This window comes from Capnocytophaga sputigena, assembly GCF_002302495.1.
GTDB classification, from domain to species: Bacteria; Bacteroidota; Bacteroidia; order Flavobacteriales; family Flavobacteriaceae; genus Capnocytophaga; species Capnocytophaga sputigena.
On record NZ_CP022379.1, the window covers coordinates 1822591 to 1843374 of the forward strand.

The following is a 20784-nucleotide window of genomic DNA, read 5'->3' on the forward strand; positions in this document are numbered from 1 at the left end:
ATTCACTAATTTACAAATTTACCGATTTGTTAATTCGCTAATTATGTAGTATCTTTGTCGGCAGTAACAAAAATGTTTCTCTATGAAAAAGTTTTTATTAGGTTTGCTTTGCTTCTTGTGTTTAGTGATAGGTACGCTCTACCTCACTGGCTATGGCTATATCCTCAAAGCGGTGGCAATGGTCTATGGTACAGGACATACCACTACTTTCCTCGATGATTATACGTATTTTGATAATCGTACGATTGCCAAAAGCTCCGCCGCTCAACCTTGGGCGATTTCTTTGGATTACAACAAAACTCCCGAAACTCCCGAACTGCAAAATGCGCATCAAAAATACGGCACAGTCGCTTTTCTCATCATCAAAGGGGATAGCATTTGGCACGAACAGTATTTTGATAACTACAATTCTAAAAGTATGAGCAATTCGTTTTCAATGGCGAAGAGCTATGTATCAGCACTTTTGGGTAGGGCTATTGCCGATGGCTATATCAAGAGCCTCGACCAAAAAGTGAGTGATTTTTTTCCTGAATACAAAGAAGGTTTGGCGGTACAGCTAACAGTAGGCGACCTCTCTTCTATGGCGTCGGGGCTCGATTGGGACGAATCCTACTACAACCCTTTCTCTATCACTACTCGCGCTTATTTTGACAAGGAATTCCGCGAGAAGATGTTGCACTTAAAAATTACATCACTCCCAGGGAAATCGTTTGAATACCTCAGTGGGAATACTTTCCTCTTAGGGATGGTTTTAGAAAAAGCTACAGGCAAAACGCTTACCCAATACCTCACCGAGAGTCTTTGGCAACCAATGGGTTGTGAGAGCGATGCGCTTTGGCAATTGGATAGCGAGGAGAGCGGATTGGAAAAAGCGTATTGCTGTATTGCCTCTAATGCACGTGATTTCGCTCGTTTGGGGAAACTCTATCGCGACCACGGCAAATGGAATGGCAAGCAGTTGTTAGACTCCACTTTTGTAGCCACCTCAGTACAACCGCGCTTTGCCGAGAGTCCGCAGTATGGTTATGGCTGGTGGTTGTTAGACTATAAAGGGATGCACTTCTTTATGATGCGCGGACACTTAGGGCAATATGTGATTGCCAATCTTACGGATGATGTTATCATTGTGCGCTTAGGACACGACACTGCCTCCAAACCCTCGGAAGAAACTATCTACCCTCAAGACATCTACGACTATATCGATGAGGCGTATAAGATGTTAGGGATCAGGATTTAGGTTTCAGGTATCAGGTATCAGGGGTCAGTGCTGTAGGGGCGTTTTGCAAACGCCCACACTAATAAGTTTTGCAAATGCCCACGTCAATAAGTTTTGCAAACGCCCACGTCAATAATTTTTGCAAACGCCCACGCCAATAAAACTTTTCAGGCAGGGGCTACAATTTATTCACAATTTATTTTTGTTTGACTATAATTATGAAAGATTTTCCTTTTGAAGAAGAAAAAGAATATATCGCGATGATAGAGGCGAGTAAGTGCAGAACCTATATAGGTTTTATAGAGGCACTCAACGATGCTTTTTTCATTCATACCGGTCAGGAGCCTCATATCAATGATACGATGTGGCATATATTTTCATCGGATGTAGGGCATCGCAAGATAAAGATACTTTTTATGCGCAGTGGAGCCCTGAAAAAACTGCCTATTTATCACGAAATCACCGCCGATTTAGAACAGTGGAAACGCTATTGGGAAGCCGAAAATCCCAAAAACCAATTAGAATGGGAGTTTTGTTGAGGTAAGAGGTATATAGTCCTAAATTCGTGAAATTCTTTGGTTTTTAATAAAAATAAAAAATGGAAAGAAAATACAAAGCTAGTACCGCCTTAAGAGTCCTCTCTTTAGGAATTTTTCAACACGCCGTGAGTATTAAAAACGGGGTGTTGCGTACTACTTGTGGTTTTCTGTTTAGGATAAAACCTATTAAAATAGAGAATATTACTTGTATACAGTGTTATACTAAAAAAGTATGGGCAAAAGGAGGGTATGTAAATAAAACCTATTATAAATTTGTTGTAAAAGGTGAAGAACATCGTTTGTTAAGGTTTTATGTGCTCGACGCCAAAGAAATGCAACAGCTACTAAAAGATATAAGGCAGCTCAATCCTAAGGTTGAGTATTCTGTTGAAATAAAGGCATTTATGAATACATATATTAAGCCCTATAAAATTCATTTTGATTTTACACCTATTGACGAGCAACCCCAAGCTAAGCAGTATGCCAAAACCCAACGCCCTTTTATTCTGCAACACCCTTCAGTGGATGTAGCTCATAATTGGCTGATGATTATTTTAGTTATGGCACCTATTTTCATAGGGAATTCAATTGTTTTGGGAGTTTTATTAGGATGTTTTGGAAGCAGAACAAATTCTATGTTCATTCCTCCAATGGCGGTAAGTTTTTTTCCTCTTTTTAATGTGGGGATGGGGCTGTCTTTAGCTTTATATGGTTCTTCTGATGGCTGGCAAAAAATAAAGAAAAACCTTTACATAGCTGCTATTTGTCTCTTTTTAGGGCTGTTATTTGGATCATTAGGGGTTGTAATATAAATTAAGAGTTGAAAAATAATAAACCTTGATTAACAAAGTGTTATCACTTTTGCATCGCATTTTCCCCTTTGGAGGAAGTCCGCGAGAGCGGAGTATGTGACGGGGGGAGGTTATCCCTTTGAAGGAAATCCGTGAGCAGGTGCAGCGGAGTATGTGAGAGGTGTGTAGTCTTAAATTCGTGCAACTCGTGGGCTTTTAATAAAAATAAAAAATGGAAAGAAAATACAAAGCCAGTACTGCTTTAAGAGTCTTCTCTTTAGGGCTTTGCAAGCACGCTGTTCATATTGAAAACGGTGTGCTGAGGACTACTTGTGTTCCTCTCCCTAATATGAAACCTATAAAAATAAAGGATATACTCTCGGTGCGATGTTATGAAAAAGGGACTTACTATAGAGGCACAACTACTTATTGTATTTACTATGAATTTGCTGTGAAAGGCAAAACACCACAATACTTGCGTTACAATGTGTTGGACGGTGATACAATGCAGCGTTTGCTCAAAGACCTTAAGATGATTAATCCTAATATTTTCTTCACTCCTGAAGTGAAAGCCTTTGTGAATACCCCCATTCCTAAATACAAAATACACCTCGATTTTACACCTATCGACGAGCAACCCAAAGCTGAGCAGTATGCCAAAACCCAACGCCCTTTTATTCTGCAACACCCTTCAGTGAATGTAGCTCATAACTGTATAAGTTTTTTGATTCTGATAGGTGCTGCAACTTTATTTATGTTGATTTTATGTGGAAGTATTTATCTACTACCTAAAGGGGTATCTGTTATCACTACACCTTTTATTGTTATAGCTATGATAACTTCTACAGAGCCATTTTTGCAGTTAAGTATGAGTGTTTATGGAACTTATGGAGGTTGGAAAAAGATAGAGACCAATGTTACAATAACTATTTTAGTACTCCTTGTATTATTCGTATTTTGTTTATTCTTTGGAGTGAATTGGTGGAGGTTTTTGAAATAAACTTATTCACAATCTACTTTTGTTTGACTATATTTGTAGAAAGAAGAAGTTTTTAGTATTTTTGCCACAAATTTAGTATAACCATAAAAATAAACGCCCGTCGTACTACAATATGCAAGAACAAGAAACCCAAATATACGGCATTCGTGCCCTGATAGAAGCTCTCAAAGCAGGCAAAACCATCGATAAAGTCTTTTTGCAAAAAGGCTTACAAGGCGGTTTGTATAAAGAGCTAATGCCCCTACTGCAAGCAGCCCAAGTGCCCGTGCAGTATGTGCCCGTTGAGAAGCTGAACCGCCTTACCAAGAAAAACCACCAAGGGGTAGTGGCAAATCTTTCCCCCGTAGATTATCACAACTTTGAGGATTTGGTGATTTCGGTTACCGAAAGTGGTGCCATACCGCTTTTCCTCGTGTTAGACCACCTCTCGGATGTGCGCAACTTTGGCGCGATTATCCGTACGGCAGAGTGTACAGGCGTTTCAGGGATTATCATTCCTAAGCGCGGCAGTGTGAGCATCACCGCCGATACTGTCAAAACCTCGGCTGGGGCTGTGTTTCGCGTGCCTATTTGCAAGGTGGAAAACCTCGTAGATGCTGTGTATTACCTGCAAGGCAGTGGCATCAGGGTAGTAGCAGCAACCGAAAAAACAAACCAATTGCTATACGCCGAAGATTTTACCGTGCCTACCGCCATTGTGATGGGCGCTGAAGATGTAGGCGTATCGCCTGCTGTGTTGAAGGTAGTAGATAGCAAAGCCAAATTGCCAATGGTAGGCGATATCAGTTCGCTAAACGTTTCGGTAGCTTGTGCCGTCTTCTTGTACGAAGTAGTAAAACAACGCCTCTAACTCCTAACCTCTAACACCAATGAACCGCCAACAAACCCGAGGAGTTATACTGCTCCTCGTTCTTATCGTTGCACTGCAATTCGCCTTTCGCAATTGTGAATTCCGCCATACGTTCACTCCCGTTGAAACTGCATTGGGCTACCGCGAAATGGATTCACTAAGGGCGCTCGTAACTGCCCTTAAAAAGGATACGATCTATCCTTTCAACCCTAATTTCATTACCGATTATAAAGGCTTCAAACTGGGGCTCACTCCAGAGCAAATCGACCGTTTGCAAGCCTTTCGCGCACAGAATAGATACGTAAATTCTGCTCGAGAATTCCAGCAAGTAACGGGTGTTTCGGATAGTTTGCTCGCTAAGATTGCCCCTTCTTTCAAATTCCCCGATTGGGTGAACAATCGCAAAACAACTGCTTATAACTATCAGGAAGCCTCTTCTAAATATTTTCCCAAACAAGATATCAACACGGCTACTGCCGAAGAGCTGATGAAAATCTACGGCATAGGCGAGGGATTTTCTAATCGTATTTTGAAATACCGCGACAAACTACACGGCTTTACCTATATCGACCAAGTAGCTGAGGTCTACGGACTTGACAAAGAGGTCTACCAGCGTGTAGCCGAACGTTTTGAGGTACAAACCGCTCCCGTGATTGAGAAAAAGAACATCAATGCGCTCAATATGTACGAACTGAGCAAAATACCCTATGTGAAATACGGCGAAGGTAAGAAGATTGTAGGCTTACGCTCAGAACTCGGTGCTATCAAATCTTTTGACGACCTTTTGCAAATCGAAGGGTTTGATAAAGAACGGATTGCCCGCTTGCAGTTGTATTTGTATATCGAATAGATTTAGAGCGAGCCGCATAGGCTGTTTACCAATTAAAATAAAGAGGCTGCCCAAACAATGGGCAGCCTCTTTTAAATTCCAAATTTGCTAATTACCTAATTGTGTAGCATATTTTTAGGGTCTAACACTTCATCTAATTTCTCTTTAGAGAGCAATCCGTGTGCTAACACCAAATCATAAACTGATTTACCTGTTTGTAAGGCTTCTTTGGCAATTTTGGTACTGTTCTTATAACCGATATGTGGGTTGAGAGCTGTTACAATACCAATGCTGTTTTTCACCATATTGAGGCACACTTCGCGGTTGGCAGTGATGCCTTCCACGCATTTAGTGCGCAAAGTATCAATAGCGCGTTCTAAGAATACAATTGATTCTATAATGCTTTGGCACAACACAGGTTCCATTACATTCAATTGCAACTGACCAGCCTCGGCAGCAAAAGTAACAGTAAGGTCGTTACCTATCACCTTGTAGCACACTTGGTTCACCACTTCGGGGATTACAGGGTTTACTTTCCCTGGCATAATAGACGAACCTGGTTGCATAGCAGGAAGATTGATTTCATTGAGTCCTGCACGAGGTCCTGAAGAGAGCAAACGCAAGTCGTTACAAATTTTAGAGAGTTTCACCGCCATACGTTTCAATGCCGATGAGTAAATCACGTAAGAACCAGTGTCAGGGGTAGCCTCTACGAGGTTGGCAGCGGTTACAAAAGCATCGCCAGTGAGTTTGGCTAAGTTCTCAGCACATAGTTTGGCATAGCCTTTAGGAGCGTTGAGCCCTGTACCGATAGCCGTTCCTCCCATATTGATTTCCAAGAAAAGATTGGCATTGCTTTGCAAACGAGCAATTTCCTCTTCTAAGTTGGCTGCAAAAGCCTCAAACTCTTGACCGAGGGTCATAGGTACCGCATCTTGTAATTGGGTGCGTCCCATTTTAATTACATCGGCGAACTCTTGTCCTTTTTTGCGGAAAGCCTCGATGAGTGATTGCAATTTCTTGATGAGTGATTTGTTCATCATAATCACCGCTAATTTTACGGTGGTAGGATAAGCATCGTTAGTAGATTGTGATTGGTTCACGTGGTCGTTAGGTGAGCAGTGTGGATAATCGCCTTTTTCATAGCCCATAAGCTCTAAAGCGCGGTTAGCAATCACTTCATTGGCATTCATATTCACCGAAGTACCTGCTCCCCCTTGAATCATATCTACAGGAAACTGACTGTCGAACTTACCGTCGATAACTTCTTTACAAGCCTCACTAATAGGTTTGAGGAGTGTATCGGGTAATAGTCCCAAAGCGTGATTAGTTTGAGCAGCAGCGAGTTTTACATAACCGATAGCTTTTACAAAAGCGGGATAGTCACCCATTTTAGTACCGGTGATGCGGAAATTCTCAATAGCGCGCTGAGTTTGCACACCGTAATAAGCATCGGCGGGCACTTGCAAATCGCCGATAAGGTCTGATTCTGTTCTAAATTTTGTCATAATTATTATTGTTAGTCATTAGAAAATAAGGAGTTAGGAATTAGAAAAAATCGCGGTAAAATTACGAAAGATTTCTGATATAAAAAAGAAAAATCAGAAGAAAAACTTATAGGTAAATAAAAAAGGCTGTTCTATTTTAGAACAGCCTTTTTTTATTATAGTTCGTACCTGCTTGTGCCTGTACGGCTCGTACTATTTTACTCCGTGCATCATCGCTTGAAGTTTTTTGTTGAGGAGTATCATTCCTAAACCGCAGAGGATTACAAATCCTGATACGGCAGCAAATACTACACTCGCACCGAGTTTTTCTACATAAGAAGCAATCACCCCTCCTATAGAGTTGGCAAAGAATGCAGCCATCATCCAAACTCCCATCATAAGTCCTGCTAAGCGTGGAGGAGAAAGTTTAGTAACAGTAGAAAGTCCTACAGGCGATAAGCACAACTCACCGATAGTGTGAGTGAGGTAAGTGAGTATCAACCAAGCCAAGCTCGCTTTCACAGCTACATCTTTAGGGTCTACCCCTATAGCGCCACCGCGTTCGTACACAGCACCAAGCATAAAGAAGAACCCTACCCCAAGGAGGATCATACCTAATCCCATTTTGAAAGGCGTAGTGAGGCGTTGTCCCATTTTAGTACCCCAGAATGTTGCAAATACTGGCGCTAACAACACGATAAACAATGGGTTTACCGATTGGAACCAAGCGGTAGGAATTTCAAAACTACCTACCACACGGTTGATATAACTATCGGTGTAGAGGGTAAGTGATGAACCTGCTTGTTCAAAGCCTGCAAAGAAGAAGATAGCAAAGAAGAAATAAACAAAGATTACTGTAATGCGTTCTTTTTCTTCTTTAGTAAGTGGTTTATGAGCTTCAGCTTCTGAAAGTTCCACTACTTTTTTGCTAGAGCCTTTGGCTTTCAAACCGAGGTCTCCTAAATATTTCTGTGCAAAGAAAATAAATATCAATTCACCGATGAGCATCCCTATAGCCGCTGCTCCAAAACCAAATTTGTACCCGAACGACATTGCTACTTCACCTGTATTGGCATCAATAGTGGTTTTGGCAAAAATATTATCGGTGAGGAGTCCAGTGATAAGAGGCGCTAAGAAAGCCCCCAAGTTGATACCCATATAGAAAATAGAGAAAGCTGAGTCAAGGCGTTTATCTCCTGATTCATAGAGTCCTCCTACTAAGGCTGAAATATTTGGTTTGAAGAATCCATTACCGATGATGAGTAGGAAGAGTCCTAAATAAAGTCCTGCGTGGCTCGTCCAAGCGAAGAGAGCTGCCTCACCCAAGAACATTATAAATCCTCCTAACAACACCGCTCTGCGTTGTCCTAAGAAGTTATCGGCTATCCATCCGCCAATTAGTGGGGTGAAATAGGTAAGACCGGTGGCAAAACCATAAATCAAACTTGCGGTGGAAGGATCGAAAGCCAAACCGCCTTCAAGCCACGTTTTGGTGAGGTATAACATCAAAATACCGCGCATTCCATAGTAACTGAAACGCTCCCACATCCCTGTTAGGAACACCAAATAAAGCCCCTTAGGGTGCTTTTTCTTCTCATTTTCTACGTTTGTATTCATTTATTAATAAATTAAGGTTTGTTTATAAATTAAAATTCTACAGTTTATAAATTTTGTTCAATAAAGTTCGTCATTTTTGTGTATAACTGAAAGCGTGTGCTGCCGGTGTTGTCGTAAATTCCATGGTTCTTATCGGGATAGATAAGCCAATCAAAATCTTTTTGCAAACTCACTAAGGTTTCTATCAGCACCATTGCGTTTTGCACGTGTACATTGTCGTCGGCACTACCGTGAATGAGCAGGTATTTACCTTTGAGTTTAGCAGCGTGAAACAAGGGTGAATTTTCGTCGTAACCTTTCGCATTTTCTTGAGGGGTACGCATAAAGCGCTCGGTGTAAATAGTGTCGTAAAAACGCCAATTGGTAACAGGGGCTACTGCTATTGCCATTTTAAATATATCGCCTTTTTGAAACAGACAGTTAGACGACATAAATCCGCCAAAACTCCAACCCCATATCCCTATTCTGCTCTTGTCGATATAAGGATAATTGCCTACGAGCTGTGCGACATCGGCTTGATCTTCAACTTCGTATTTGCCCAATTGCTGATAGGTACATTTCTTAAATTCTGCTCCTTTGTAACCTGTGCCTCTGCCGTCTACACATAGCACTATATAGCCTTTTTGGGTGAGCGATGCGTGCCAAAAGTCGTTCATATCCCACCACTGATCGGCTACTTCTTGTGAACCTGGTCCTGAGTATTGGTACATCAAGAGGGGGTATTGCTTTTTAGGGTCGAAATCCTTAGGTTTCAGCATATAAGCGTTGAAAGTGCCTTTGGTAGTTTTTAGTTCCATAAACTCTTTTTCGGGCAAATTATAGGTTTTCAATCGCTGGGTATATTCCGCATTGGTAACGATTTCTTTCAGTTGTTTGCCGCTTTTGGTATCGTTTAGCGTATAACGTGGAGGGGTAGAGGCATTGGCAAAAGCGTGGATATACATAGTGAAATCCCCACTAAAGGTGCCTTTGTTTGTGCCTGCCTCAGTAGAAAGTGCGCGAGGGGCTTTGCCTTTGAGGCTCACAGCATAGAGTCCTCGGCGGGTAGAGCCTATTTGGGTAGATTGGTAGAACAACTGCTGTGTTTTAGGGTCGTAACCATAACAATCGGTTACTTCCCAGTTGCCACGTGTGAGCTGGCGCACCAATTTTCCTTTGGCATTACAATAGTAAAAATGGTTATGCCCGTCTTTCTCCGATTGGTAAATAAAACTATTATCGGGCAAAAATAGTATATCGCTATTGATACTCACATAAGTAGCGCTTGTTTCCTTTGCCAAAGTAGTAGCCTCTTTAGTGAGACTGTTCACTTGCACTAACTGCCAATCGTTTTGGTGGCGGTTGAGGGTTTGCACTGTGAGTTTGTGAGGGTCGTTCGTCCATTGCAAACGCGGGATATAATAGGCGTTGAGGGGTATTTCGGCAACCGATTGGTTAGCCACAGTGTAGATGTGCAAACTCACTGCCGAGTTGGCTTCACCTGCTTTAGGATACTTAAATTTATAAGGGGTAGGGTAGAGGTCGTAACCGTAGATATCCATTGAAAATTCAGGGACTTTGCGTTCATCCGAACGTATAAAAGCTAACTGACTGCCATCCGCATTCCAAGCAAAGAGTTTCACAATCCCGAACTCTTCTTCATATACCCAATCGGCAGTACCATTGATGATAGCATTCTTTTGTCCGTCGGTAGTGATTTGGGTTTCTTCGCCAGTAGCGAGGTCGTATAAGTAGAGATTGTTTTCGTATACAAAAGCCAATTGTTTGCCGTTAGGTGAAAAAGTGGGGACTTGTATGCGCTTGTCGCTCACTTTTTTAAGGTCGCCAGTAGCGAGGTCGTATAGGAAATAATCGGCTATAAACGAATGGCGGTAAATATCCTCTTTACGAGTGGCGATAAGCAGTTTTTTTTCATCGGCAGTAAATTCGTAACCCTCAATGCGATTCACTCTATCATTAGTTTGAAAGAGGGTTTGCACTTTAGTGAGAGTTGCAAAATCGTAGAGGTTGATTTCCTGAGCGCGTTTCTCGCGGTTGTACTCTAATACAGTGTATTGAGGGGTGTGTTTCAGTGCTTTGAGGTTGAACATACGTTCAGGGTAGAAGGTGCCCTTAGTCCAAATCTCTTGAAGCGTTTGAGCATTTAAACTCAGAGGTAATAAGTAACAGATAAGCAAAAGTGCGCAAAAGTACAAAGCCTTGCGCCCATATAAGTTCTTATGTAAGGTATATTTCCTCATTCGTAATACGTCATTTGTAACTTGTAAGGTATATTTCGTCATTCGTAACTCGTCATTCGTAATTGATTTGAGCCGTCAATATTAGGAATAATTTTTGAGATAGCAGCAATTTTTTGGTATCTTTTTTTTGGAAGAGGTTTTTTAAAGCTGATTTTTAATGGATTACAAGTTTTGGATATATTGATAAAAAGTGCTATTTTTGTACCTCAAAACGAGCCGTCTTATCGCGACGGGTTGGATAAATTAATAAACGATGGGAACACTTACAATACATTTGAGTAAAAAGCAAAGTATTTTTCATACAATCGTATTTTTGTTACTTTCAGTAATGCCTTTGATTTTCTATATTATTATCTCTTATAGGTCAGAATATTTTTTTGAAAGAAAAAATATAGCAATAGGCTTACTAATGTTTTTTATAGCGTTTATATTTTTTAAGGCGTTGAGAGGAGAGTTCTTTTTTCTTCGATTAAAAAATCCCAAAATGACTTTCACTGATGAAGGTATTCTTTTTGATGAATATATTCAGGGAATGGTGAAGTGGGAAGAGGTTGCTCATATTAACTTTGGAAGGAGAGTTATGATGCGAAAGCCTTCTGAAAAATACAGTAGTATGATGATAGTTTTGAAAAATAAAGCTACGGTTAAGTTTAATAAATTTTCATCAACGCCTCTTGATAAACATTTTATAGAGATTGACACTGCGTTTTTCAAAGAGAATGTCAATGATGAAATAGAGCGTATTATAGAATTTATTAGCACCCATTGCCGTAGGTACGAATGCTATAAAGTACCGCATCAAACGAAGTTTGTTTTTAAGTAAGGTCTCAAGCTATCGTGAGCTTATAACTCGTGCGCCTATCCTCTTTTTGGCAATCTCAGTAAAAAATAGTACTTTTGTCCCTCATTTTACCTCTTATTTCTTACCTAAATAAAATGAAATTCAATATAGTTTCCGATTTTGCCCCTACGGGCGACCAACCTCAGGCTATTGACCAGTTAGTAAAAGGCATTGAGCGCGACGATAAGTACCAAGTGTTGTTAGGCGTTACGGGCTCTGGAAAAACTTTTACTATCGCCAATGTGGTGGAACGCATTCAGCGTCCTACCCTTGTGCTGGCACATAACAAAACGCTGGCGGCTCAGTTGTATTCAGAGTTTAAAGCCTTCTTTCCCAATAACGCGGTGGAATACTTCGTTTCTTACTACGACTACTATCAGCCGGAAGCATATATCCCTTCCACCGGCACTTATATAGAAAAAGACCTCTCTATCAATGATGAAATTGAAAAACTGCGCCTTAGCACTACCTCTGCTCTGTTGTCGGGCAGGCGTGATGTGCTGGTTGTGGCATCGGTGTCGTGTTTGTATGGGATTGGTAACCCTGTGGAATTCCAAAAGAATGTGATTACAATCAAACAAGGCGACGTACTCCCTCGTACCAAGCTGATGCACAGATTAGTACAAAGTCTCTATGCCCGCACAACTGCCGATTTTAGGCACGGCAATTTCCGCATCAAAGGCGATGTGCTCGATGTCTTCCCTGGCTATGACGACAACGCTTTCCGCATTCACTTCTTTGGCGATGAAATTGAAGAAATAGAACAGTTTGACCCTACTACTAATCAGGTGTTAGACCACTACGAGAGCCTCAATATCTACCCTGCGAATATGTTCGTTACCTCCCCCGATATTCTCCAAAAAGCGATATGGAATATCCAGCAAGATTTGATGAAGCAAGTAGAGTTCTTCGAGGCATCAGGCAAAGCCTTAGAAGCCAAACGGCTGAAAGAACGCACTGAGTTCGACCTTGAGATGATACGCGAATTGGGCTATTGTTCGGGTATTGAGAACTACTCCCGCTATTTAGATGGTAGAGAACCTGGCACACGTCCGTTTTGCCTCATAGATTACTTCCCCGATGATTTCTTGATGGTGATTGACGAGAGTCACGTAACCGTCTCACAAGTACACGCGATGTATGGGGGCGACCGCAGTCGCAAGGAGAATCTCGTGGAATATGGTTTCCGCTTACCCGCTGCAATGGACAACCGTCCGCTGAAATTTGAAGAGTTTGAAGCACTACAAAACCAAGTGATTTACGTGAGTGCTACCCCTGCCGACTATGAACTCCAGCAAACACAAGGTGTGTACGTAGAGCAGGTGATACGCCCCACTGGCTTGCTTGACCCCGAAATAGAAGTACGCCCCAGTGCCAACCAGATAGATGATTTAGTAGAAGAAATACAACTGCGCACCGAGAAAGACGAGCGTATATTGGTAACCACCCTCACCAAGCGAATGGCAGAAGAACTTACCAAATACCTCACTCGCATTGGCGTTAGATGTCGTTACATTCACAGCGATGTGGATACATTAGAGCGCGTAGAGATTATGCAAGACCTCCGCAAGGGACTCTTTGATGTGCTCATAGGGGTAAACCTCCTCCGTGAGGGCTTAGACCTGCCCGAAGTGTCGCTCGTGGCTATCCTCGATGCCGATAAAGAAGGCTTTTTGCGTTCCACACGTTCGCTCACTCAAACCGTAGGAAGGGCTGCCCGCAACGTAAATGGCAAGGCGATAATGTACGCCGATAAGATTACCGATAGTATGCAGCGCACCATTGATGATACCAATTACCGCCGCGAAAAGCAAATGAACTACAACAAAGCGCACGGCATCACTCCTCAGCCTTTGCATAAGAAAATAGAGAATAGCCTCAGCAAGAGCCCTATAACCGAATTTCACTACGATCCTTCGTTTAAAGAGCGCACAGCAGCCGAAGCGCAATCAGTCTATTTATCGGCTAAGGAGTTGGAAAAGAAAATCAAAGAAACCCGTAAATTGATGGAAACCGCTGCCAAAGAGCTGGATTTTGTAAAAGCTGCTCAATACCGTGATGAACTAAAAAGATTGCAGGATTTAGCAAATTAGGGAATTAGCAACTCGCACCTTTGCCAAAGTTGATAACAACCTCTATAAATAAAGATTTTTTTCTCTGATGCTCTCTGAGCCTCTCCAAGATTTTTTGAGATTTCCCTGAATTAAAATGTTAAAAAAATTGCTGATTATAAATTGTTTTGTATATTTGCCGCATTAATTAAAAACCAATTGTACAATGAAAAAGACAATCTTAGCCTTAATAGCAACAGCAGCTATTGTAGCTTGCAGCAAAAGTGATGACAAGGAAGATGACCACACAAGTGGTAAATTCCCTAAAAAAATCACTCAGATTACAGGTACTACTCGCGTAGAGCGCACCTTTGAACTACAAGATGCGACTCGCCCCAAAAAAGAAACAATTACTACTTATCAAGGTTCTTCTACTAATGGAAGAGTAGAAACCCACGAGTATAATTATGACAGTAACAACCGCTTGATTTCTAAAGTAGACCCTACTGATGAGCCAAGTCTTTGGTATCTTAGTAACTTTTCGTACAATGCTAATGGAAAGTTAGAAAAAGAAGAAAGGGTTTTTGTTACACTTCCTTATACAATTAAGAATTACGAGTATGCCAATGGTAAATTGAGTAAAAAAGTAGAAAAACCTGCTAGTAATGGTGATGGGAATTATATTACTACTTCTTTTGAGTATCCTAGCGCTAATGTGGTGAGAGTTACTAAAACTTCTTATTCAGTAGATAAAGCTAAAAAAGGAGATGATGTAAACGAATGGCATGTTTATACTTTAGGAGCTAATGGTAATGTAGTGAAAGATGAGTACAGAGATGCTACACATAGCTATGAAATAGTTTATGAGTATGATACTAAAATTAATCCTGAATACGTTAGCTTTAGAGTACAAACTACTCCAGACCATTTTGTATCACTCCTTACTCCTAACAATATCACCAAAAAAACAGTAACAGCTACTGAACTTGCTAATTCAACAAAAGTTACTAAAACTGTACATCGTTACGACATTCAGTATGATGGTGATTATCCTATCCAAATCAAAGTTTATTCAGTTCCTGAAGACAAAACTGCTGGTGAAACACTTGTCCAAACTACTGAATACACCTACTAAAAACATCTAAACCTCAATTAGAAAATACACTTTGCCAAAGATGATAGCCCGTGTGGCTCACACCTTTGGCAAAGTTTTTTGTTGGCTATTAATTGTTAATTATCAATTGTTTTGTATCTTTGCCGTTGCAAATGATGTTTTTAAAACAAATATCCGTCGTCAATTACAAGAACATACCCTCACAAGCGTATGCCTTTAGCCCTACTATCAACTGTTTTGTAGGTGATAACGGCGTAGGGAAAACCAATCTCCTCGATGCTATTTATCACTTAGGAATGGCAAAGAGCTACTTCACCACAAGTGCCGTGCAGAATGTGCGCCACGGTGAGGAGTTCTACCTCATTGAGGGGCAGTTTCAGCACGAAACCCGCGAAGAACAGATTGTCTGTAGCCTCAAAAAAGGACAAAAAAAAGTGATGAAACACAATGGTAAAGCTTACGAACGCCTTGCCGACCATATAGGTAAATATCCTATGGTAATCATCTCCCCCTCCGATCGCGACTTGATAGTAGAAGGTAGTGAAACCCGCCGTAAGTTTTTAGATAGTGTCATCTCACAAACCGATAGAGCTTACTTAGAACTGCTCTTGCGTTACAATCGCATCCTCTTGCAACGCAACACCCTGCTAAAGCAAATGGCTGAAAACGGAGTATTTTCTGTAGAAACTCTCAGTATTTACGACGAGCAATTAGCCCCCTTAGGGCAACATCTCTACGAAAAACGACGCGCTTTTATGGAAGAGTTTTTGCCTGTTTTTAGCGAGCAATACGCCTATATATCAGGAGGGAAGGAACGCGTGAATTTGCAGTACGAAAGTCAGTTACACCAGAGCGATTTAGCAACACTACTTCGCGAAAATGCCGAGCGTGATCGCAGTGCGCAATACACCACAAGCGGTATTCATAAAGACGATTTGCTCTTTGAAATTGAAGGTTTCCCGATGAAAAAATACGGTAGCCAAGGGCAGCAGAAGTCGTTTTTGATAGCCCTAAAGCTCTCGCAGTTCAAAATTTTGCAACAAGAATTAGGGATTACCCCCATAGTGCTTTTAGACGATATATTCGATAAACTCGATGACACTCGTGTAACCCAATTAGTGCAGTTAGTAACTCAAAAACATTTCGGACAGCTATTCATCACCGATACCCACTCACAACGTACTGAAGCAGTGGTAAAAAGCACCGGCTTAGCCTATGAACTGATTCAAGTAACCTAAAAGTAGGGGCGTTTTGCAAACGCTCTCTAAAAAACAAGCTTAATATAAGAAATATCACAATTGTTAATTATAAATTGTTAATTGTTAATTGAATATGAAACCCAATAACAAGAAAACCTCTACTGCTGCCGTTGCAGCACAACCCCAAGACACCTCTATCAAATGGTTAGCAACCTTCTTGCTCATAGCCTATGGCTATGTAACGGTAATCACCCCTAACTGGATGGCGTTTGACTCTAACGCTACCAAATTCTACACCTTTGCAATCCTCAACTTAGTAGTGGTTGCTCTCGTGTTTTTTGTCAAAGAATTTAGAGAACGCACTCAGGTGCTCTTTGGCTTCTTTACCAATAAAATAGGGATTGCCTATAGCCTCATAATGGTGATGGCACTGCTCTCTTTTTCCAAGGCTATCAATACTGAAGAAGCTATACTCCATTTCTTCAAAATATTCACCGCTTTCTCTGCCGCTTGGATGGTCTCCGCTTTGGTGATTTACTACAAAGAAGGAATTGTTGTCTTAGCCTTAGCAATGACAATTTTGCTTTGCTATGACTTCTTAGTAGCAATGGACGGTATCAAAGGGGTCATCAGAGGTACCGCTACCGATTTGGCTATCAAAGGTTCATATTCTAATAAAAACATCTTAGCTTCAGCTATATTTATCAAGATTCCTTTTGCAGTATGGCTGTTCTACTTCCGCCGAGAAAACTATTTGCGTCTCATTGGAGCTGTCGGACTTACTTTAGGTACTTTGGCGGTCTTCTTTATGAGTACCCGTACCTTCTATTTGGCTACAATCCTCACTGTGGTGATTTTTGTGATCTATGGGGCAATCGATTTTTTCATCCTCAAACGTCGCGAAACAGGAGTAAAAGTACTGATACACGTAGGATTAGTAGTTATTGCTTTCGGTATTTTCTCTTTTGTACAGAATTATCTATATCCTCAAGAAGTACGACAAAGCACTAGTTTCGGTGCGCGTTTGGCTGAGGTGGCTAACCAAGAAAATGCTAGTAACAACTTGCGTAAAACCGCTTGGGTAATCACTGCTACCGATATGATTCCTAACGACCCTCTACTCGGTGTGGGTATTGGTAACTGGAAAGTGCGCTTCTTGCAGTATGAAAACTCTTATAGTCCGCATTATATCTATATGTATAAAAACCACAACGACTTCTTAGAACTCACTGCCGAAGTGGGTATTTTAGGAGGTTTGGCGTTTGTGGCTATCTTCCTATTAGCGGCTTTCTATTTTATCAAAGGCACATATAAAAATAAAAATTCTGAACAAGAACAGTGGTTTTTCTTGCCGCTTTTTGGGCTTTTTGCCTATTCGTTTGATGCTTTCTTCAACTTCCCTCAAGACCGCCCCGAAATTCAAGCGCTCTTTGGTATCTATGTAGGGATAGCGGTTGGTTTAGCTGTATTGTACTTTGGAAAAAACAGCAAAGAACGCAAACTTCCTATGCTTGCTATAGGTTTTATAGGAGCTGTAGCTGTAGTGGCTATGGTATTAGGAGTGATTGTTGAAAGAATGTACTTCGATTCCTCTAAAATCCAACGTATGGTAAAAGAAGAACAACAAGGGGTACGCTCTCCTAAATCTCCTGCCGATTACCTCATACGCAACTACCCTCGCATCCCTAACCTCACCGCTGTTGCCGAACCTGTAGATGTGGAAAAAGCGCGCTACCTCATTGATGAACAAAAATTTGATGAAGCTCGCAAAATCCTTTCCTCTATTCACTATCATCCTTACGATGCTCGCCCTGAGTATTTTATGGCTGTTTCCTACTTTATGGAACCCGAAAAGAAATTAGATAGTATCTACAAATACGCTCACAAAGCCCGAATGATCAAACCTAATTTCTATGGTAGTTTGAACTTGGAAACTTTTGCACTGAACAATCTCGGTAAAGAACAAGAATCTATCAAATTGCTCAAACAGTATTTGAGTTTAGAAAAAGATAGCGTACAAAAAGAAGAACCTAAGTGGAGAAAACGTTTGAAAAGCATCTTCCACGTTGATGTGGATAGAGATGGTCGTTTGGCGAATCGCGGAGAAGTACAAGCTTGGAACTCTTTGGCATACCTATTGGAGAAAAATAACCAAATTGCCGAAGCACGTGCCGTGTTAGATACCGCTTTTGTGTATTTGCCTACCAATCAGGAAATCATCAACAATCGCAACAAAATTATTTCACGTATGCAAGTAGAACAATTTGCTCCCCTCTACAGCGAGGCTATGCAACTCTATTTGCAACAACGATATGCCGAGGCTATCCCTGTATTTACTAAATTCTTAGAAAAAGTACCCGCTCATATCGACGGACTTAAATACCGCGCTATTAGCTACTACAACACTCAGCAGTATCAACGTGCTATCAACGATATTGCCCAAATGGAACAACTTGGTATTCCAATAGATCCTGTGTTAAACAACTATCGCGCCTCTTGTTACTATATGTTGGGTGACAGAGCTAACGCCAAAGCCTTTTTCCAAAAGGCTGCCGCCGAAGGTAATGCCGATGCACAGAAAAATTTGAATACACTTACCTTTTAAACACGTATAATGACTGTCGACAACACTTATACTAAGCAAATTATCAGTGATAAGGAACTCCAAGTGATGCTCCATCGCCTTGCTTGTGAACTGATTGAAACCCACAACGATTTTTCCGATACAGTTTTCATCGGTATACAGCCTCGCGGCACTCACTTAGCCCAGCGTTTGGTAAAGCTCCTTACCGAGGAATACCACGTGCCTAATATTTCTTTAGGACTGTTGGATATTACTTTCTTCCGTGACGATTTCCGCCGTACGGGCAAACCTTTAGAGGCCAACTCTACCGCTATCGATTTCATTGTGGAAAACAAGCGAGTGGTATTCATTGACGATGTGCTCTATACCGGTAGGAGCATCCGTGCGGCACTCAGTGCTATACAAAGTTTTGGTCGCCCTTCCGAAATAGAACTCTTAGTACTCATCGACAGACGTTTTAGCCGCCACCTGCCTATCCAGCCCGATTACAGCGGTAAGCAGGTAGATGCTATCAACAACGAACGTGTAATCGTGAATTGGAACAACAATTCCGTTCAAGTAATTAATAAGTAAAACTTTTTTTAAACAAAGATGAAAAATATATTTATCACCGCTGCTTTATTGCTCACCGGAGCTACTTATGCACAAGTAACTATCAACCAAGAGAGCAATATCGCCGATATTATGGAGTACAAAAAGGAAATAGCTCGCAGTGAAAGTGCTTTCCAAGTACAAATCTACAACGGTAACATCACCGAGGCTAACAAAGCCTTACTCGATGCTAAAAATAAATACAAACAATATCCCGCCTTGCTCACTTTCGAGTCTCCTAATTACAAAGTGCGTATCGGTAGTTTCCGCACACGTTTAGAAGCTGAAAAAAACTTGATAGAGATTAAAAAATCCTATCCTGCTGCTTTCGTGGTTGGCTTAAAATAATCTCTAATAGGGGAACGCTATGTTTAAGAAAAACAGCCTTCGCTTTCAGATATTCCTCAGTATGACCCTCCTCGTACTGGTGTCTTTTGCTATCTTAGCCTTAGTGATGGTCAGCCAATACAAAAAACAAGCGTTGGAATATCACGACGAACGTCTTGTCGATAAGGAAAACCAAATAAAAATGCAAATACAATATGTGTTTTCGCAAACCACTTTCCCTGTCGAAACTCCTTATATTCCCCTTATTTTCCGAGAGGATATCTATAGCATTGCCAATATCCAAAACTTGAACTTTGCCCTCTATGACCTCGATGGAGTGCTGCTCAAAAGCTCTAAAGCCTCTCTCTCTCCCGATCAAGATGCGTTTTTCATTCCACCTGCAGTACTACATCAGCTCTCAGCAACCCTCAATAAACGCTTGGTAGAGCATCACGAGTTTGCAGGGCGTGGCTATCAAACTTCCTATAGCTACATCACCGATTTGCAGTTCAAGCCTATCGCTATCCTCAATATTCCTTATTTTGAGAACGATACCTTCAACGAGCGCGCTTTAGAAGGCTCACTCTACAATTTGGCAATTGTCTATTTCTCACTCTTGGTGGTAGCGCTCACGGTGGCTTACTTTATTTCTAAGTATATCACCAAATCGCTTAAAACTATCGAAAACCGATTAGAGAAAACGCGCTTGCTATCGCAGAATGAAAAAATCCTCCTCAAATCGGCACCTGCCGAAATTACCGAATTGGTAAATGCCTATAACGGAATGATTGACGAGATTGAAAATAGCAAAGCGCTCTTGGCACAATCGGAACGCGAACAAGCGTGGCGCGATATGGCAAAACAAGTAGCGCACGAAATCAAAAACCCGCTGACCCCTATGCGCCTTTCGGTGCAGAGTTACCAGCGTAAAGCGAGCCGCGAACCCCAAACAACCGAACAAACTAATGAGTTTTGCGAATCACTTATCCAGCAAATTGATATCCTCAGCAATATTTCAACGGCTTTCTCCGCACTTACGAATATGCCGGCTAAAAACGATGAGGAATTTGATTTTGTGTCTGTTGTCAAGCGTACTTTGGATATTTTCAACACCGATGAAATTCACTTCACCCACTCTCACGATGAGATTGTTGCGGTGTTTGATAAAGACCAATTAGGGCGTGTAGTTACCAATTTGGTGAAAAATGCGCTACAAGCTACTGAAAATGAACCTTTCCCCGCAATAGAAGTAACGCTTACTAAAAAAGAGAAAGATATTATCCTCACTGTCAAAGATAACGGTATAGGTATCGCCGATGCCGATAAAGAAAAAATATTTGAACCCAAATTCACTACAAAAACCAGTGGTAGTGGCTTAGGCTTAGCAATGGTAAAGAATATTGTGCTCTCGTACAATGGTAGCATTTCTTTTACCTCTCAAGTAGGCAAAGGCAGTGAATTTGTTATAACATTGGTACATTTTTTGAATAAGTAACGTATTAAACATT

The 20784-nt window shown here is 41.2% G+C and carries 17 protein-coding genes; 14 read left to right on the forward strand and 3 right to left on the reverse strand.

What is annotated here, in order from left to right:
* The first annotated feature begins 82 nt into the window (after positions 1-82).
* The 6 genes from CGC57_RS08030 to CGC57_RS08055 all read left to right on the forward strand — a co-directional run bounded on the left by CGC57_RS08030 (position 83) and on the right by CGC57_RS08055 (position 5246).
* Positions 83-1237: a serine hydrolase domain-containing protein gene (locus CGC57_RS08030; protein WP_095898720.1), complete on the forward strand. Its 1155-nt coding sequence runs from the start codon at positions 83-85 to the stop codon at positions 1235-1237.
* A gap of 197 nt (positions 1238-1434) precedes the next feature.
* A complete protein-coding gene (locus CGC57_RS08035; RefSeq protein ID WP_095898721.1) occupies positions 1435-1755 on the forward strand; it encodes a hypothetical protein in 321 nt (106 codons plus the stop codon).
* Between the two features lie 59 nt (positions 1756-1814).
* On the forward strand, positions 1815-2567 hold the full coding sequence (locus tag CGC57_RS08040) for a hypothetical protein (protein WP_232747224.1): 753 nt from the start codon (positions 1815-1817) through the stop codon (positions 2565-2567).
* A gap of 211 nt (positions 2568-2778) precedes the next feature.
* On the forward strand, positions 2779-3546 hold the full coding sequence (locus tag CGC57_RS08045; RefSeq protein ID WP_095898722.1) for a hypothetical protein: 768 nt from the start codon (positions 2779-2781) through the stop codon (positions 3544-3546).
* Between the two features lie 112 nt (positions 3547-3658).
* Positions 3659-4396 carry a 23S rRNA (guanosine(2251)-2'-O)-methyltransferase RlmB gene (rlmB, locus tag CGC57_RS08050; protein ID WP_095898723.1) on the forward strand — a complete coding sequence of 246 codons (738 nt, stop codon included), beginning with the start codon at positions 3659-3661 and terminating at the stop codon, positions 4394-4396.
* Between the two features lie 19 nt (positions 4397-4415).
* Positions 4416-5246, forward strand: a complete 831-nt coding sequence (locus CGC57_RS08055) for a helix-hairpin-helix domain-containing protein (protein ID WP_095898724.1) — start codon at positions 4416-4418, stop codon at positions 5244-5246.
* A gap of 95 nt (positions 5247-5341) precedes the next feature.
* On the opposite strand, the gene aspA is transcribed toward CGC57_RS08055, so the two are convergent.
* The 3 genes from aspA to CGC57_RS08070 all read right to left on the reverse strand — a co-directional run bounded on the left by aspA (position 5342) and on the right by CGC57_RS08070 (position 10569).
* Positions 5342-6733 (reverse strand): aspartate ammonia-lyase, encoded by a 1392-nt coding sequence (gene aspA, locus CGC57_RS08060; RefSeq protein WP_095898725.1) that lies wholly within the window; start codon positions 6731-6733, stop codon positions 5342-5344.
* A 192-nt stretch (positions 6734-6925) separates the two neighbouring features.
* A complete protein-coding gene (locus tag CGC57_RS08065; protein WP_095898726.1) occupies positions 6926-8329 on the reverse strand; it encodes a peptide MFS transporter in 1404 nt (467 codons plus the stop codon).
* Between the two features lie 44 nt (positions 8330-8373).
* On the reverse strand, positions 8374-10569 hold the full coding sequence (locus CGC57_RS08070) for a S9 family peptidase (protein ID WP_095898727.1): 2196 nt from the start codon (positions 10567-10569) through the stop codon (positions 8374-8376).
* A 253-nt stretch (positions 10570-10822) separates the two neighbouring features.
* On the opposite strand from CGC57_RS08070, the gene CGC57_RS08075 reads away from it, so the two are divergent.
* The 8 genes from CGC57_RS08075 to CGC57_RS08110 all read left to right on the forward strand — a co-directional run bounded on the left by CGC57_RS08075 (position 10823) and on the right by CGC57_RS08110 (position 20771).
* Positions 10823-11392 (forward strand): hypothetical protein, encoded by a 570-nt coding sequence (locus CGC57_RS08075; protein ID WP_095898728.1) that lies wholly within the window; start codon positions 10823-10825, stop codon positions 11390-11392.
* Positions 11393-11505: 113 nt separating this feature from the next.
* On the forward strand, positions 11506-13503 hold the full coding sequence (uvrB, locus tag CGC57_RS08080) for an excinuclease ABC subunit UvrB (RefSeq protein WP_095898729.1): 1998 nt from the start codon (positions 11506-11508) through the stop codon (positions 13501-13503).
* A gap of 184 nt (positions 13504-13687) precedes the next feature.
* Entirely contained in the window at positions 13688-14596 is a 909-nt protein-coding gene (locus CGC57_RS08085) for a peptidoglycan-binding LysM (RefSeq protein WP_095898730.1), read from the forward strand.
* 134 nt (positions 14597-14730) lie between these two features.
* Complete coding sequence (gene recF / locus CGC57_RS08090) at positions 14731-15813, forward strand: DNA replication/repair protein RecF (RefSeq protein WP_095898731.1); 1083 nt, start codon at positions 14731-14733, stop codon at positions 15811-15813.
* Between the two features lie 94 nt (positions 15814-15907).
* Entirely contained in the window at positions 15908-18379 is a 2472-nt protein-coding gene (locus CGC57_RS08095; RefSeq protein ID WP_095898732.1) for an O-antigen ligase family protein, read from the forward strand.
* Positions 18380-18388: 9 nt separating this feature from the next.
* The gene (gene pyrR / locus CGC57_RS08100; RefSeq protein WP_095898733.1) at positions 18389-18931 is read left to right on the forward strand and encodes a bifunctional pyr operon transcriptional regulator/uracil phosphoribosyltransferase PyrR; all 543 of its coding nucleotides are present in this window, start codon (positions 18389-18391) and stop codon (positions 18929-18931) included.
* Positions 18932-18949: 18 nt separating this feature from the next.
* The gene (locus CGC57_RS08105) at positions 18950-19297 is read left to right on the forward strand and encodes an SPOR domain-containing protein (protein WP_095898734.1); all 348 of its coding nucleotides are present in this window, start codon (positions 18950-18952) and stop codon (positions 19295-19297) included.
* 19 nt (positions 19298-19316) lie between these two features.
* A complete protein-coding gene (locus CGC57_RS08110; RefSeq protein ID WP_095898735.1) occupies positions 19317-20771 on the forward strand; it encodes a sensor histidine kinase in 1455 nt (484 codons plus the stop codon).
* Positions 20772-20784: the final 13 nt, after the last annotated feature.

Bases quoted from the DNA above. Each gene is read 5' to 3' on its own strand.
- CGC57_RS08030 (WP_095898720.1), top strand. From the start codon at position 83: ATGAAAAAGTTTTTATTAGGTTTGCTTTGCTTCTTGTGTTTAGTGATA.
- uvrB (WP_095898729.1), top strand. From the start codon at position 11,506: ATGAAATTCAATATAGTTTCCGATTTTGCCCCTACGGGCGACCAACCT.
- recF (WP_095898731.1), top strand. From the start codon at position 14,731: ATGTTTTTAAAACAAATATCCGTCGTCAATTACAAGAACATACCCTCA.
- aspA (WP_095898725.1), bottom strand. From the start codon at position 6,733: ATGACAAAATTTAGAACAGAATCAGACCTTATCGGCGATTTGCAAGTG.
- CGC57_RS08110 (WP_095898735.1), top strand. From the start codon at position 19,317: ATGTTTAAGAAAAACAGCCTTCGCTTTCAGATATTCCTCAGTATGACC.
- rlmB (WP_095898723.1), top strand. From the start codon at position 3,659: ATGCAAGAACAAGAAACCCAAATATACGGCATTCGTGCCCTGATAGAA.
- CGC57_RS08105 (WP_095898734.1), top strand. From the start codon at position 18,950: ATGAAAAATATATTTATCACCGCTGCTTTATTGCTCACCGGAGCTACT.
- CGC57_RS08075 (WP_095898728.1), top strand. From the start codon at position 10,823: ATGGGAACACTTACAATACATTTGAGTAAAAAGCAAAGTATTTTTCAT.
- CGC57_RS08040 (WP_232747224.1), top strand. From the start codon at position 1,815: ATGGAAAGAAAATACAAAGCTAGTACCGCCTTAAGAGTCCTCTCTTTA.
- CGC57_RS08095 (WP_095898732.1), top strand. From the start codon at position 15,908: ATGAAACCCAATAACAAGAAAACCTCTACTGCTGCCGTTGCAGCACAA.
- CGC57_RS08055 (WP_095898724.1), top strand. From the start codon at position 4,416: ATGAACCGCCAACAAACCCGAGGAGTTATACTGCTCCTCGTTCTTATC.
- pyrR (WP_095898733.1), top strand. From the start codon at position 18,389: ATGACTGTCGACAACACTTATACTAAGCAAATTATCAGTGATAAGGAA.
- CGC57_RS08045 (WP_095898722.1), top strand. From the start codon at position 2,779: ATGGAAAGAAAATACAAAGCCAGTACTGCTTTAAGAGTCTTCTCTTTA.
- CGC57_RS08035 (WP_095898721.1), top strand. From the start codon at position 1,435: ATGAAAGATTTTCCTTTTGAAGAAGAAAAAGAATATATCGCGATGATA.
- CGC57_RS08070 (WP_095898727.1), bottom strand. From the start codon at position 10,569: ATGAGGAAATATACCTTACATAAGAACTTATATGGGCGCAAGGCTTTG.
- CGC57_RS08065 (WP_095898726.1), bottom strand. From the start codon at position 8,329: ATGAATACAAACGTAGAAAATGAGAAGAAAAAGCACCCTAAGGGGCTT.
- CGC57_RS08085 (WP_095898730.1), top strand. From the start codon at position 13,688: ATGAAAAAGACAATCTTAGCCTTAATAGCAACAGCAGCTATTGTAGCT.